This is a genomic window from Candidatus Poriferisocius sp., from assembly GCF_965219815.1.
GTDB lineage: Bacteria > Actinomycetota > Acidimicrobiia > Acidimicrobiales > Bin134 > Poriferisocius.
In genome coordinates this window covers 3,394,025-3,409,313 of the sequence record NZ_OZ244791.1, presented here as the reverse complement: position 1 = coordinate 3,409,313, position 15,289 = coordinate 3,394,025, and the positions used below count along the sequence as shown (strand labels likewise).

Sequence of the window (15,289 nt, the reverse complement as noted above, 5' to 3'; positions counted from 1 at the left end):
CCATTATCGCCCAGGGGTCGCCAGCGCTGCGGGGGTCGGGTTGGGCGGCCGATAGAAGCTCATTCCGCAGGCGTTTAGAATCCGGTTGATTTCTCTGGCGGCGCCGGTGGTGTCGAAAACGATTGTGCCGATCAGCGAGTCGTCGTGGTTCCGTGCTGTGAAGGTGAGTTCTTGGGTTGCGGTCAGCCAATCGGAGAACTCTATGGGGTTGGGGGCGAGTGCGTGTTCGTTGTTTTCGGATTCCTCCCACAGCATGTTTTCCAGCGGGTGCGGGGGCGAGCCGTCGCGTTCGTAGTAGACGGGGATTTTGCCGCTGAGCGCTTGTTGGCCGCTTATGCGTTGGCCGTCGAAGTCAACGAAAACGCTGAGCGAACCGTCCTCGCAAAGGACGTTTAGCGTCGGGGTGTCGTCGTCGTGGGGGTGGTCGAAAGTGTTGCTCTCTGAGAGGAGGAGGCTGTGGACATACAGAAACCCCGGAACGAGGCTTTCGAGCCGGACCCAAGACGTGCCTTCCACCAAGCACGAGGTAACGAGGCCCTCAAATTCAAGGAACGGCAGGCAGGCCGGATCGTCTGAGCTTTCCTGCGTGCCGCAAACTCCCGCTGTGGGGATGCCCGCGTACTCGGTGAAAAGGTGGTCGGCCACGCAGCGGAAAACGTCGTTGTGGAAGCACCTTTGAAGCTCGCTGTCGAAGGCGGCCTGGTCGCACTCTGCTATTGAGGGGTGGTCTCTCATCAAGGCGTGGGCCACTTCGTGCAACAGCGTCTCGGTGAAGGCGTCTGAGCGGGCGATGTGGTGGGCCTCGAAGTCGTAGCAGCCCACGACAACGCCGCCGCCCGCAGCGCAGGCGGTGGCGTTCGCCGGAACCAGGGCGCTTGTCGGCGGGGCGGCCGGTTTGCCCTCCACTTCGACTTCCTCCCAAATCACCCCGATCAAAGCATCGGCGTCGGCATTGGACAATGCCCGGTTGTGCTCGGGGTTGTCCCGGTACTGCTCCCAAGCGCAATTCTCCCAGGCGTAGCCGCCCCGCGAGACGTGCTCAGCGCACCTTCCCTCCGGGGCGTCGGCGGGAACCAATATGAGAACAGCGCCGCTAGCCGGCGTGGTTGCCGCCGGAGCTTGCGGCGGGTCGATTTGGCCGTAGTCGTTTGCGCCCCAGCACTTGATGGTGCCTGCGGTGTTGATGGCGCACGAATGATTGTAGCCGCCGGAGATGGCGGTGTAGCGGCCCTCCGGCGCAGTGGTTTGGCGGTTGTTGATGTCGCCCCAGCAGGCGATGGTCTGGTCGGCGGCGATGGCGCACGAATGTTGCCAGCCGGGGGAGATGGCGGTGTAGCGGCCCTCCGGCGCATCGGTTTGGCCGCTGTAGTTGTCGCCCCAGCACCCGATGGCACCCGCGGTGTCGATGGCGCACGAATGGCTCTGGCCGGCGGCGATGGCGGTGTAGCGGCCCTCCGGCGGATCGGCCTCGCCGCTGCTGTTCCTGCCCCAGCACCCGATGGCACCCGCGGTGTCCGTGGCGCACGAATGCCAGCCGCCGGCGGCGATGGCGGTGTAGCGGCCGGCGGCGGTGTCGCCGGTTTGGGCGGAAGCGCCGTCGGCGCAGCCTCCGGGGACGATGTGAGTGTCGATGTCGTGTTGGCAGCGGTAGGCGTTCAACAGGTTCTCTTGGGCGGCGATGAGCTGGTCGCGGGCTTCGATGTCTTGGGCGGTGGGGGTGCTTTGGAAGTCGCCTGGCGGGGCGGCGGGCTGTGCGGGTGCGCCGTCGGCGCAGCCTCCGGGGACGGCGTGGGTATCGACGCCGAACCGGCAGCGGTACACGTTCAACAGGGCCTCTTGGTCAGCGATCAGCCTGTCGCGGGCCGCCACGTCGCCCATAAACTGGGCGGCCGCTGAGCCACCGGGCACCATAGCCGCCGAGGCCACCACCCCGAGAACCAGATATACCGCTAAAAACCGGCTTTTGCTCACATCACAAGCTAGCAAGCCGGGCCGGGAAGCCCACCACCACAGCGCGCCTAAGCTGGGGGGTGTGAGCGGTCAAACCCCTCCGCAGCGCCCCGACGGTACTGCTTTGGGGCCAGCTCGGGAATACCTGGAAAGGGAGTGGCTACACGACGAGGCCGCAGCTCGGGCGACGCCCCCGTAGAGCGCGAAACCAGAACGCTCCTAGTCCTGAAATCCGACATCACGCTGTACGGGCTAATTTTGTGGATTCTTGTGAGCCCAGCTTGGCTTTTGACCAGGGGCGTGACCGTTTGGGGAGCGGCCGGCTTGCTCGTTGCGGTCGCCTGTTTCCAGGCGACGCGGTACTTGAGTCGCGGTACTTGAGTAAAGAGAACCCCGAGAGCAGCGGCGGCGCTCGGCTCGATTCCCTTGAGCCGAAGCGGCTGCGGGCAGGGAGGTGAGTTTTGGCCATGAGGCCAAGCTGCCCCGTAGGGCCCACAGCGCCGCCACAGCCGCCACAGTGGCCGAGAGAGCGCCCAGGGCCTCGGGGGTGTCCGGTGTCGGCGGGTATTGTGCGGGTGTAGCTCGGGTTTGGCTACCGGACGGGGGCAGAATGCGGAGCCTTTGGCCTAGGATCGGCTCAAGCTATGAAGGTGACGCTCTGCGGAACGGGCACGCCGCTGCCCGATCCGAACCGGGCCGGGCCGGCAACGCTGGTTGAGGCTGGCACCACGACGCTGATGGTGGACGCGGGGCGGGGGGCGCTGATGCGGCTGGTGGCGGCCGGGGTGCTGCCGCTGGGGTTGGATGCCGTGCTGCTCACCCACCTGCACTCCGACCACATCTGCTCGCTCAACGACGTGGTCTCGATGCACTGGACGATGAGCAGCGAGCCCACGCCGCTGAAAGTGTACGGCCCGGTCCGCACCAAGGAGATGGCAGACGGCCTGTTGGCCATGCTCGGCCCCGACATCAGCTTCCGCCTGGCCCACCACGACGATCTCACCTGGGAACCCATTGTGGAGGTGGTAGAGGTGTTGGCGGGAGACCATTTCGAGGTGGGCGAGGCCGCGATCATGGTGGGGCGGACCAACCATGCGCCGGTGGAGCCGTCGGTGGCGTTCCGGGTGGAGCATGAGGGCGTTGTGGCAGTGCTGGGCGGCGACGGAGTTCCCTGCGACGAGCTCGACGAGCTGTGCGATGGGGCCGACGCTTATGTGCAGACTGTGATGAGGGAAGACTTGGTGCGGCTTGTTCCCTCCGAGCGGTTCCTCGACATCTTGGACTACCACTCAACGGTGCAGGACGCGGCGCGGACCGCGGCGCGGGCCGGGGTGGCCCAGTTGGTGCTGACCCACTACATCCCGTCGCTGCCCGCGGGCCAAGAGGATGAGTGGCGGGCGCTGGCCGCCGAGCACTTCGAGGGGGAGATCGTCGTGGGCGACGACCTCACGGTGGTCGAGTTCTAGGCTCTCGCACACGCTGCTGAATCTGCTGGTGGCGCGCGGTTGGACTCGGATCGAAGCCTTGGGCTTGTGTCCGAAATTGACACCGTTGTCCTGTAACCTTCACGAGGGTTAGAAACAGCCACTCAAGGCGATAACAGGCGGGCAGGCATGAGCAAGTTGTTCCAGGTTTACGGTCGTTGGGTTGGGCGCCGTCCGTGGACGGCGCTGGCGGCAATGCTGGTGGTGACCGTGATAGCGGTGGTTGGCTTCACCAGAACCTCCGACACCGCGGACGTGGAGGATGCGTTCCTGCCCGAGGGCAGCGAGCTGGTGGAGGCCATCGACAACTTGGCCGAGAGCTTTCCCGACTCCGCTGAGCTCGAGGTGATGCAGGTGGTGCTGCGGGGCGATGTGCTGAGCCCCGCGGGCGCGGCCGATGCCGCCGCGGCCACCAACACCGCCGCCGCCCACCCGGAACTGGCCGGCTACCTGTTCCAAGACCGGCCGGCCACATCGCCCGGCCATGTGCTGGCCAAGATGCTGGCCGGTCCCGGTGGGGATCCCCGCAGCATGGATCTGGCATCGGTCCCGCAGGGGGAGATCGACGCTGCCATCGCCGACGAGTCCAACGCCGCGCTGGCCGTGTTCCTGGACGAGATCGTGGCCCGCGACGATGCGGGCCGAGTAATCGGCGGCATCGGCATCGTCACGGTGAACGCCTACGGCGACCCCGACGGGCTGGCCGAGGCGCAGCTAACGGTGGACGAGGCGGTGAAGCAGGTGCCGCTGGCCGAGCTGGAATCGGCCCGCGCCGCCTCTCAGGGCAAGAGCGACAAGGAGTCCGACGACTCCAGCCAGAGTTCCACCCGCAACCTCATGCTGGTGGCGTTTCTGGTGATCGCCGTACTGCTGGTGCTGTTCTACCGGCAGCTATCCGACGTGTTGTTGTCGATGGGCGGGTTGATCCTCACCATCGTTTGGGCGCTCGGCTTCCAAGGGCTGCTCGGCCCCGATGGACTCGGCCTGATCGGAGCCCCCAGCGTGCTGGCCCAGATGGTGCCGGTGATGCTCATCGGGCTGTGCGTGGACTACGGCATACAGGTCACCTCCCGCTATCGCGAGGTGCGCTCCGGAGGGGCCGATACCACCGAGGGCATCTCCAAGTCGGTGGCCGGGGTGATGCTGCCCCTGGGATTGGCCGGGGTGACCACCATCGTCAGCTTCCTCACCAACCTGTTCGGCGATATCTCGGGGCTGGCCGACTTCGGCGTGGTGGCCGCGGTGGGCGTGTTCAGCGGCCTGACCGTGTTCTTGACCGCGGTTCCTGCGGCGCGCTCGCTGTTGGACCGCCGAGGCGAGGCCAAGGGCAAAACACCCCAGATCCGGCCCATCGACCAGGCCATCCCCGGCGCCGGCAAGTTGGTGCAGTCCATCGGCGGCGCCACGGTGCGCCGCCCCTCGGTCATCTTGGCGGCCACCGGCATCGTCACCGTAGTCTTCATGGCGCTCACCACTCAGCTCGGCACCGAGTTCAACTCCACCGACTTCATCCCCGACGGCACCGAGAGCAAAGAAGACGCTGTGTTCATGACCGAGAACCTGGGCGGCAACACCGAGCCGGTGACCGTGCTGGTGGAATCCGATCTGTCCGACGACCGCACGTTGCGCAACCTGCTGGACTTCTCTGCGGCCATCGAAGACCCCTCTCAGCGGCCCGAGGCGGTGAGCAGCGCTATCACCAACTCGCTGGGCACCTACTTCGCCGACCTGCCCACGGAATTGCAGGCCCAAATCCAAGGTGAGTTGACGCCCGACGATTCAAGCCCGCTCGTCATCGACAGCGACACCATCGACCGCGTGCTCGAGTTGATGCGCAGCCACGATCCAGATCGCTTCGACTCGGTAGTGGCGCTGGGGGCGGCAGGCAGCGACGACCGCACCATCTTGCAGTTCAACGCGCTCACCGGCGACGCCGACCGCACCCGCGAGCTGTTCGCCGACGTGGACGGGCTGTGGTTTGGCAGCGACGACGACATCACCCCGGTGGCCAATGAGATCACCTCACTGGAGGTTACCGACAGCCTCACCGAGAGCCAGGCCACCTCCATCATGTTGACCATCCTGGCCGCCTTGGCGGTGCTGATCCTGTTCTTCTGGATCACCGAGTTCCGGCCCATGCTGGCCATCTTGTCGGTGCTGCCCATCCTGCTGGTGCTGGTGTGGGTGCTGGGCACCATGGTGCTCCTGGGCTACAGCTACAACGTGATAACTGCTCTAATCACCGCGCTGTCCATCGGCATCGGCGTGGACTACACCATCCACGTCACCCACCGCTTCATCGAAGAGGTGGACCACGGCAAATCGATCAGCGAGGCCATCAACACCACGATGAGCACCACCGGTGGGGCGCTCATCGGCTCGGCGCTCACTACGGCGCTGGGGTTCATGGTGCTGATGTTCAGCCCCATCGCGCCGATGGGCCAGTTCGGTCTGCTCACTGCCATCACCGTCATCTACTCGCTAATCGCCGCAGTAGTGGTGCTGCCCCCGATGCTGGTCATCTGGGCCGCCTACCACCGCTGGCGCCAAGAGGCCCACTAACCCGGCCCCCTGCTCTCCCCGCAGAAGGCTCTGCGCGGGGGCAGCCCCAACGTTGACAACACCTATGACGCCCGGGGTGGGCTGTGTAGCCCGGCATTAGCTGGCTATAGGTTGGCGAGGGTGCTTTTTCCCACTTTCAGCTTTGCTGCGTTCTTTGCTGTGGTGCTGCCAGTGGCATGGGCACTGCGGCGGTGGCCGGTACCGTGGAAGCTGTTTCTGCTGGGGGCCTCATACTGGTTCTACGCCGCTTGGGACGCCCGCTTCGTGCTGCTGCTGGTGGGCATGACCTTGGGAAATGCGATTGCTGCCGCAATCAACGTGCGCGTCAACAGCGAACGGGTTCGCAAGCTTGCGGTGGCCGGCGGGGTGACGCTGTCGTTCGGGGTTCTGGCCTTTTTCAAGTACTACGACTTCTTCACCGACAGCCTTGACCGCAACCTGGGAATCTCCAGTCCCGCTCTCGACATCGTGCTGCCGGTGGGGGTGTCGTTCTTCACCTTCCAGGCCATCAGCTATGTGGTTGATGTTCACCGGGGCCGCACCGAGGAGGCAATGCTGCTCGACTTCGCGGTCTACTTGTCGTTCTTCCCCCAGCTGGTGGCCGGCCCGATCGTGCGGGCCACCGAGTTCATGCCCCAGCTGCGCTCCGAAGCCCGCCCTGACCGGGCAGAGGTGGCCCACGCCGTGAGGCTCATCGGACGGGGCATGTTCAAGAAGGTGGTCATCGCCGACTTCCTGGCCCGAGCAGTGGTGAAAGACGCCTTTGAATCTCCCGGCGAGCACGGCGCCCTGGACATTCTCGCCGGGATCTACGGCTATGCCGTGCAGATCTACGCCGACTTCTCCGGCTACACCGACATGGCCATCGGCATCGCCTTGCTGATGGGGTTCCGCTTCCCCCAGAACTTTGATGCCCCCTACGTGTCCGACTCCATTCAGGACTTCTGGCGGCGGTGGCACATGACCCTGTCTCGCTGGCTGCGGGATTACCTCTACATTCCTCTGGGGGGCAATCGCCGCGGTCGCCTAGCCACTTACCGGAACCTGCTCATCACCATGGCCCTGGGGGGCCTGTGGCACGGCGCGGCCGGAGTGTTCATCGTCTGGGGCGTCTACCACGGGGTGGGTTTGGCGGTGGAACGATGGCGGAGCGGAACCAGCCATGTCCCAAAACCGCGGGAACTAGCTCTGTTGGGCTGGCGCTGGACCCCGTCAGACACCACCCGGCTGTGGGTGCGGCGGTTCTGGGTCTTCCACTTCGTGTGCCTGGGCTGGGTGCTGTTCAATAGCGAGACGCTGGGCCGCGCCGGCGACGTGCTTGTACGGCTATTCACCGGGTGGGGCACCGGACCTGAGTTGCTGAACCCACTGGTGGCTCTGGCCATCTTGGCTGCCCTCGCCGCTCAGTTCTTCCCCCGGTCTTGGACCGAGAAGGGATCGGAGGCATTGGAGAGAACTCCGCTCGGCTTGACCGCGGTGGGTTTCTCGGTGTGGATCATGGTGGTTGTCGCCCTCGGCCCCGAAGGGGTGGCCGACTACATCTACTTCCAGTTCTGACATGAGTACTTCCCGCTCCGACATCGCTACTACCGGCACTGACATGGGTGGCCCCGGACTTGGACGCGGCACCTCCAGCGTGATGAGGATGACGGCAGGAGTCTTGGGCTGTCTGCTGCTGGCGGTGTTCTTGGTGAGCGGCAAGCTGGTGGAGATCGCCGAGCGCCAGCCGCTGGGCGATAGCCGGGACCGATGGTTGGACGTGGCCGAAGGCGTCGACCGGGTGGCCAACTTCTTGGCGTTGAACCGGCCCTATGACCTCATCACCGACATCCGGGGAGTGGGCACCGACGCCGGCGAAAGGGTGGACAGCATCCAGGCGGTGGCCGCCAACTTGGCTCGGGAGCGGAGGTCGTCGTCGGTCGCGGCTCCGACGGCAACCCTTGCGCCTCCGACATCCACTTCTACGGCTCCCGCGGCTACTAGCGCCCCGGCACAAACGGAATCGCCGACGCAGAACGACCAGCCCTGGATTCCCGAAGCAGACAAAGACCCCGGCCTCACCGATCAATCTGGGACACCGGGTCTAGCTGGAGGTCCCGCTCCAGACGGGAGCCCGACTCCGGTTGTCAGCCTAGACCCTGACGGGAGCCCGACGCCCACGAGTGGCGACATCCCCAACGGAGGGTCCGAGCCGACCGGAGCTTCTCCCGATCTCCAGCTCGGCTTCGACGACGAGGGTCAGCCCCTGCCGCCTCTTCCCTCGAACGACCCCGTGCTGCTCCCGTCTCCAAAGATCCGCACCATCACCCCCGAAGATCCCTTGCGGGTGTACGTGGCGGGCGACAGCCAGGCCTTCTACCCCGGCCACGCCCTGGCCGGCGCGGTTGGCGGCGGGTTGCTCGATGTGACCGTGGACTCCCGCAACGGCACCGGACTGGCCCGGCCCGATTTCTTCAATTGGCCGGCGGAGTTCCTAGAAATCGTGGCTGAGGACAACCCCGAGTTGGTCGTGCTGATCATGGGAGGAAACGACTGGCAGGCCATGCAGTCAGCCGATGGAATGGTGCTGATCCCAGGGTCCGACGCATGGCGGTCGGAGTGGACCTGGCGTATGCACATCACCTTCGACACCCTCGTTGCCTCCCACCGCCACGTGGTGTGGGTTGGCTTGCCCCCGGCCCGGACCGAGCCGTTCAGCATCGGAAATCCACTGATCAACGAGATCTCATGGCCGGTGACCCTGGTGCGTCCCAGTGTGACCATGGTGGACGTCTGGGATCTATTCGGTGGCGACGGCCCCTATCAGGAGAGCCTCTCTCCGCCATGGGGAGGCGACCCGGTGCGGGTGCGGCAAGAAGACGGAGTCCACATCAACCGCACGGGGTCCGCCTGGGTAGCAGAGAAGATCGTGGAAGTCGCCCGGGAAAGGTGGGACTTCGAAGAGAGCGGGTGACGAGAATCGAACTCGCGTCATCAGCTTGGAAGGCTGGGGTTCTACCACTGAACTACACCCGCAGGGCTGGTCGTTCATGATATCCACCCGTTCCGGCAACCGGCTACGACACGAGGATTCGAGGGGTCGCCGGTAAACTGCCACACCTGTGAGGAGCACAGTCGAGGTCTTGGACGACAACCGGGTCAAGGTGTCGGTGGACATCGATGCCGAGGAATTCGAGCAGAAGCTCGACGAGGCGTTCCGCAAGCTCGCCCGCCAAGTGCGCTTGCCTGGGTTCCGCCCCGGCAAAGCCCCCCGCCGGGTGTTGGAGGCCCGGCTGGGCCCTCAGGCGGCTCGGGGAGAGGCCCTCAGCGACGCTGTTCCCGAGTATTACGCCCAGGCGGTGAACGACCACGACGTAGACGTGATTTCCCCGCCGGAGATCGACATCACTGGCGGGGCCGAGGAGGGACCGGTCAGCTTCGACGCAGTAGTCGAGGTGCGTCCCCTGATCTCGGTCACCGGATACGACCAGCTCAAAGCCGAGGTGCCCAGCCCGGTCCCCACCGACGAGGAGATCGACCAGCAGGTGGACCAGCTTCGCAAGCAGTTCGGGGAGCTGGCCCCGGTCACCCGCCCGGCAATCGACGGCGACACCGTGACCATGGACATCTACGGGACCTACAACGGCGAGGAAGTGGAGGGCCTCACCGTGGACGACTACGCCTACGAGGTGGGCCAAGGCGCCGTGGTGCCGGAGATCGACGAACAGCTCCGAGGCTCCAAAGCCGGCGAAATCTTGGAGTTCAACGCCCAGCATCCCGATCCCGACGAAGACGGGCTGTTGAGGTTCCGCATCCTGGTCAAAGAGGTGCAGGAGACGGTTCTGCCCGACTTCGACGACGAATTCGCCCAGGAGGCCTCGGAGTTCGACACCGCTGAAGAACTGCGGACCGACGTCAGCGATAACATCGCCCGGGCCAAGCGGGCCAACGCCTTGGCTTCCTTGGCCACCCAGGTGGGAGAACAGCTCGCCGAACTGGTGACCGACGACATCCCCGACGCCCTGGTGGACGCCGAAGTCCAGCATCGCCTGCGGACCCTCCAGATGCGCCTGGCCAGCCAGGGAATCGAGGTGGACGCCTATTTGGAAGCCATTGGCCAGACCGCAGAGGAGATGGCCGAAGCGCTGCGCGAACCCGCCCTTCAGGAGGCGAAAACCGATCTGGCTCTGCGGGCGGTGGCCGCCGCGGAGTCCATTGAAGCCACCGATGAGGACATGGATTTCGAGCTGGCCATGCTGGCTGCGCAGGTGGGCCAGACCGTGGACGAGCTCAAGTCATCGGTATTTGCTGCCGATGAAAGCAGTCTCAAGGGGGTACGATTGGACGCAAGGATGCGCAAGACCCGGGAATGGGTGTTGGAGCGGGTTGAGATAAAAGATCCCGACGGAAACCCCATTCAGCGGTCTAGCCTGAACCCCGACAACGAGTCTGACCTTCCCCCCAACACCATCGAGAGCCAAACCACATGAACCCTCAGAACTACATGGTGCCAGTCGTGGTCGAGCAGACCAACCGGGGTGAGCGCTCGTTCGACCTCTACTCCCGCCTGCTCAAGGAGAACATCATCTTCTTGGGCACTCCGATCGACGATACGGTGGCCAACCTCATCTGCGCCCAGCTTCTGCACTTGGAGTCGGAGAACCCCGACAAAGACATCAACCTCTACATCAACAGTCCGGGCGGCGACATCAACGCCATGTTCGCCATCTACGACACCATGCAGTACCTGAAGCCCGACATCACCACTATCTGCTTCGGGCAAGCGGCCTCGGCGGCCGCGGTGCTCTTGGCCGCGGGCGCCCCCGGCAAACGCCTGGCGCTGCCTCATTCCCGGATGCTGATCCACCAGCCCTACGCCGGGGCGTCCGGGCAGGTTTCCGATATCGAGATCGCCTCGCGGGAGATCCAACGGCTCAAAGACCAGCTTGAGCAGCTCCTGGCCCGCCATACCGGCCAGGACCTCGAGAAGGTCAAGCAGGACACTGACCGCGACTACGTGATGACCGCCGAGGACGCCAAGGAATACGGCATCATCGACGAGGTCATCTCGTCGCGTGACGTCGTCGAGACCGCCGGCCCCATAACGGCCATCCGGTAGGGGGGGACAGGAACCGTGGCTAAGTTCGGAGAGGGCGGCGAACTTTTGAAGTGCAGCTTCTGCGGTAAGACCCAGAAGCAGGTCAAGAAGATGATTGCCGGCCCCGGCGTCTACATCTGCGACGAGTGCATCGACCTCTGCAACGAGATCATCGAGGAGGAGTTGGCCGAAGGCACCGACGTCGGATTCAAGGAGTTGCCCAAACCCCAGGAGATCTACTCCTTCTTGAACGACTACATCATCGGCCAAGAGCACGCCAAGCGGATCTTGTCGGTGGCGGTGTACAACCACTACAAGCGGGTCCAGATGGGCTCTTCCGACCCGGAGGTGGAGCTGTCCAAGTCGAACATCTTGCTGCTCGGACCCACGGGATGCGGCAAGACGCTGATGGCTCAGACCCTGGCCCGGATGCTGAACGTGCCGTTCGCCATCGCGGATGCCACCGCGCTGACCGAAGCCGGGTATGTGGGCGAGGACGTGGAGAACATCCTGCTCAAGCTGATTCAGGCTGCGGACTACGACGTCAAGAAGGCGGAGACCGGCATCATCTACATCGATGAGATCGACAAGATCTCCCGCAAGAGTGAGAACCCGTCGATCACCCGGGACGTCTCCGGCGAGGGCGTCCAGCAGGCCTTGCTGAAGATTCTGGAGGGCACCACTGCATCGGTGCCGCCCCAGGGTGGGCGCAAGCATCCCCATCAGGAGTTCATCCAGATCGACACCACCAACGTGCTGTTCATCGTCGGCGGCGCGTTTGCTGGTTTAGAACAGATCATCGAAAACCGGGTGGGAAATGTCGGTGTAGGCTTCGGGGCCGAGATCCGCTCTGATGCCGAGCGAGACCATGGTCAGCTCTTCAACCAAGTCCAGCCCGAGGATCTGATCAAGTTCGGCCTCATCCCCGAGTTCATCGGCCGCCTGCCGGTGGTCGGGGTGGTCTCGCATCTGGAGCGGGACATGCTGGTGCGAATCCTGGTGGAGCCCAAGAACGCTCTGGTGAAGCAGTATTGCAAGTTCTTCGAGTTCGAGAACGTAGAGCTGGTGATCAGCGACGATGCGCTGGCCGAGGTGGCCGAGTTGGCCCTCAGCCGCAATACCGGGGCCCGGGGGCTGCGGGCGATCTTGGAAGAGGTGCTGCTCGACGTGATGTACGAGCTGCCCAGCCGCGACGACGTGGTTCAGTGTGTGGTCAGCGCGGCAACCGTCCGCGGCGAAGAAACCCCCCAGCTGCTCAATGCGGCCAAGGCCCGTTCAACCGACCGGTCCCGGCGCCAAGCTAGCTGACCTCCAGGCGTGGCTGGACAGCCACGTCAATCTGGAAGCTACGGCTGGCGATACCGACGGCCTTTCGCTGGCCCCAATGCGCCAACTGCTCGAGGCGCTGGGAGACCCCCAAGCCGACTACCCGGCAGTCCACATAACCGGTACCAACGGGAAGGGCTCGGTAGCCGCGCTCATCGCCGCGCTGGCCGGGGCGTGGGGGATGACCGTCGGGACTTACACCAGCCCCCATGTCGAGCGCATCAACGAGCGCATGGCCGTGGGCGGCGAACCCATCGGCGATTCCGAGTTGGCCGAACTTCTCGGGCACTTGCGGCTGGTGGAGAACCATCTGGCGGCAGAGCCAGCGGGCGCAGCCCCATCGTGGTTTGAGCTGGTCACCTCGGCGGCCCTGCGCTGGTTCGCCGACGTGGCCGTGGACTTGGCTGTGGTGGAGGTGGGGAAGCTGGGCCGCTACGACGCCACCAATGTGGTGAACAGCGAGGTGGTGGTGATCACCAACATCGGCCGCGACCACACCGACGGCCGCCCCGGCTGGGAGCGGGAGGTGATGGGAGAGAAGGCAGGCATCATCAATCCTGGCGCCACCGCGGTGCTGGGGCCCATGGCCCCCGAGTTGGTGGCAATTGCCGCCCAGGAGAACCCCGGAGAATTGCTGGCGGCCGGCCAGCAATTCGAGTTGCTGGAGAATGAGCCGGCGGTGGGCGGGCGACTGGTCTCGGTGCGCACCTCCCATAGCCGCTACGAGCAGGTTTACGTCAGTTTGTTCGGCGCCCACCAAGGGCAGAACTCGGCGCTGGCTATCGCCGGGTTCGAAGCCCTGGTGGGTCAGGCGCTGGATGAGCCGCTCTTGGACGCCTTGGGCGATGTGAGGGTGCCAGCCCGGTTCGAGGTGGTGGCCCGCCAGCCCTTGGTGGTGATCGACGGGGCCCACAATCCCGACGGTCTGGCGGCGGCGGCGGACACGCTGGCTGACCAGTTCACGGTGTTGGGCGCAGTCACGTGGGTGGTGGGCATGATGAGCGACAAGGACCCCGATGCCATGCTGGCGGCCATCGGCGCCTCCGGTTCCCGCTGCGATCTGGTGGTGTGCTGCGCTCCTGATTGGCCGAGGGCCCTGCCCGCTGCCGGTCTGGCCGCCGCGGTCCGAAATCGAGGGATCGAAGCCGAGGTGGCCGGCACTGTGAGCGAGGCGGTGGACCGGGCGCTGGCCCTGTCCACCGAGGAAGACGCGGTGGTAGTCACCGGCTCTCTCTACACGGCGGGTGCGGCCCGTCTTCACATGGCATCACAAGGTCAGTAGGGTTCTGGCGGTGTTGAATGGCGGGTTGAGATCGGTAGGGTTCTGGCGGTGAATCGGACGCTGGTTTTGTGCAAACCCGATGCGGTGGAGCGTGGTCTGGTGGGTGCCATCGTGTCCCGTTTCGAGTCCCGGGGGTTGCGGATCGCGGCCATGCGCATGGTCACTATCGACTCCGATCTGGCTGCCCGCCATTACGCCGAGCACGTGGACCGTCCGTTCTATCCCGACTTGGTGGCATTCATTGGCCGCTCACCGTCGGTGGCTCTGGTGATCGAGGGGCCTGAGGATGTCTATGCCGTCGTCCGCTCCATGATGGGGGCCACCAACCCCCTGGAATCTCCCCCCGGCACCATCCGGGGCGACTATGGGCTGGAGGTCACCGAGAACCTGGTCCACGGCTCCGACAGCAATGCCTCGGCCGAGCGCGAGATCGCCATCTTCTTCCCCGAACTGTGAGACGCGCCCGTGCGTTTGCCGGTGTGCGAATTCCCTCCCGACCTGCGACTCACGCCGGTGTGCGAACCGGGATCGGCTGTTCTAACCTTGCCCCATGGTGAAGCGGCGGTTCTCTTCCAGTAGCGGTCTGGTTGGCCGCGATGTCGCAATCGACCTGGGCACCGCCAACACGCTGGTGTATGTCCGCGGCGAGGGCATCCTGATCAACGAGCCCTCGGTGGTGGCGGTCACCAACGAGGGCGTGCCTCTGGCAGTGGGCTCAGAGGCCAAGCGGATGCTGGGGCGCACTCCGGCTCACATCCAGGCCATCCGCCCGCTCAAAGACGGGGTTATCGCCAATTTCGACATTTGCGAGAAGATGCTGCGGTACTTCATCCAGAGAGTGTCTCCAGGGAGGTTCATCCGACCTCGAATGGTGATCTGCGTTCCCTCCGGCATCACTCCCGTGGAGCAACGGGCCGTGCAGGAGGCGGCGATCTCCGCCGGAGCGAAGAAGCCGGTCTACATCATCGAAGAGCCTATGGCCGCGGCCATCGGTGCCGGTCTGCCGGTTCAGGAGGCCTCGGGCAGCATGATCGTGGACATCGGCGGCGGTACCACCGAGGTGGCCATGATCTCGCTGGGCGGGGTGGTCACCGGTCAGTCGATCCGCATGGGCGGCGATCGGATGGACGAGGACATCATTGCCTACCTGAAGAAGGAGTACAGCCTCACTATCGGCAGCCGCACGGCCGAAGAAGTGAAGATGGTGTTGGGCACGGCGTGGGCGGGTAGCGACAACCGCTATGCCGAGGTCCGAGGCCAAGACATGATCACCGGCCTGCCCAAGACGGTGGTGACCTCCACCGCTGAGATCCGCGAGGCCATCTCCGAGGTGGTGCGCTCCATCGTCGATGCAGTCAAAGTAACTCTGGATGAGACTCCGCCCGAGTTGGCCGCCGACATCATGGAGGCGGGGATTGTTCTGGCTGGCGGCGGGGCCCTGCTGAACGGCCTGCCCCCTCGGATCGAGGAAGAGACGGGAATGCCCGTCCGGTTGGCGCCCAACCCCCTCCACGCAGTTGCCATTGGCTCTGGTCAATCGCTGGAGGAGTTCGACGCGCTTGAGGGGCTCCTCTTCTCGTCGTCGTACGACTGATCGCTCGGTTCGGC

11 protein-coding genes and 1 tRNA gene are annotated in these 15,289 nt (G+C 64.9%); 10 read left to right on the top strand and 2 right to left on the bottom strand.

Features of this window, described 5'->3' with window-relative positions:
- Window positions 1-3 precede the first annotated feature (3 nt).
- Window positions 4-1,971, bottom strand: coding sequence for an RCC1 domain-containing protein (locus tag ACOQPI_RS16310; protein WP_420620671.1), 1,968 nt, complete (start codon window positions 1,969-1,971; stop codon window positions 4-6).
- Between the two features lie 623 nt (window positions 1,972-2,594).
- Here ACOQPI_RS16310 and ACOQPI_RS16305 point away from each other — a divergent pair.
- From ACOQPI_RS16305 to ACOQPI_RS16290, 4 genes are all read left to right on the top strand, one after another.
- A complete protein-coding gene (locus tag ACOQPI_RS16305; RefSeq protein ID WP_420620670.1) occupies window positions 2,595-3,416 on the top strand; it encodes an MBL fold metallo-hydrolase in 822 nt (273 codons plus the stop codon).
- Between the two features lie 147 nt (window positions 3,417-3,563).
- Complete coding sequence (locus tag ACOQPI_RS16300; protein WP_420620669.1) at window positions 3,564-5,996, top strand: efflux RND transporter permease subunit; 2,433 nt, start codon at window positions 3,564-3,566, stop codon at window positions 5,994-5,996.
- A gap of 120 nt (window positions 5,997-6,116) precedes the next feature.
- A complete protein-coding gene (locus ACOQPI_RS16295) occupies window positions 6,117-7,553 on the top strand; it encodes an MBOAT family O-acyltransferase (protein ID WP_420620668.1) in 1,437 nt (478 codons plus the stop codon).
- 1 nt (window position 7,554) lies between these two features.
- Window positions 7,555-8,949 carry a DUF459 domain-containing protein gene (locus ACOQPI_RS16290; RefSeq protein ID WP_420620667.1) on the top strand — a complete coding sequence of 465 codons (1,395 nt, stop codon included), beginning with the start codon at window positions 7,555-7,557 and terminating at the stop codon, window positions 8,947-8,949.
- On the opposite strand, the gene ACOQPI_RS16285 is transcribed toward ACOQPI_RS16290, so the two are convergent.
- Window positions 8,941-9,011: transfer RNA gene (locus tag ACOQPI_RS16285), tRNA-Gly, on the bottom strand. The genes ACOQPI_RS16290 and ACOQPI_RS16285 overlap by 9 nt on opposite strands.
- An 86-nt stretch (window positions 9,012-9,097) precedes the next feature.
- Here ACOQPI_RS16285 and tig point away from each other — a divergent pair.
- From tig to ACOQPI_RS16255, 6 genes are all read left to right on the top strand, one after another.
- Complete coding sequence (tig, locus tag ACOQPI_RS16280) at window positions 9,098-10,465, top strand: trigger factor (protein WP_420620666.1); 1,368 nt, start codon at window positions 9,098-9,100, stop codon at window positions 10,463-10,465.
- Window positions 10,462-11,094: an ATP-dependent Clp protease proteolytic subunit gene (locus ACOQPI_RS16275; RefSeq protein ID WP_420620665.1), complete on the top strand. Its 633-nt coding sequence runs from the start codon at window positions 10,462-10,464 to the stop codon at window positions 11,092-11,094. The genes tig and ACOQPI_RS16275 overlap by 4 nt, the downstream gene beginning before the upstream one ends.
- A 15-nt stretch (window positions 11,095-11,109) precedes the next feature.
- Window positions 11,110-12,381: an ATP-dependent Clp protease ATP-binding subunit ClpX gene (gene clpX / locus ACOQPI_RS16270; protein ID WP_420620664.1), complete on the top strand. Its 1,272-nt coding sequence runs from the start codon at window positions 11,110-11,112 to the stop codon at window positions 12,379-12,381.
- Window positions 12,382-12,457: 76 nt separating this feature from the next.
- Complete coding sequence (locus ACOQPI_RS16265; protein ID WP_420620663.1) at window positions 12,458-13,681, top strand: bifunctional folylpolyglutamate synthase/dihydrofolate synthase; 1,224 nt, start codon at window positions 12,458-12,460, stop codon at window positions 13,679-13,681.
- A 48-nt stretch (window positions 13,682-13,729) separates the two neighbouring features.
- Window positions 13,730-14,137, top strand: coding sequence for a nucleoside-diphosphate kinase (gene ndk / locus ACOQPI_RS16260; RefSeq protein ID WP_420620662.1), 408 nt, complete (start codon window positions 13,730-13,732; stop codon window positions 14,135-14,137).
- A gap of 94 nt (window positions 14,138-14,231) precedes the next feature.
- Window positions 14,232-15,275, top strand: a complete 1,044-nt coding sequence (locus ACOQPI_RS16255) for a rod shape-determining protein (protein ID WP_420620661.1) — start codon at window positions 14,232-14,234, stop codon at window positions 15,273-15,275.
- The last annotated feature ends 14 nt before the right edge of the window (window positions 15,276-15,289 follow it).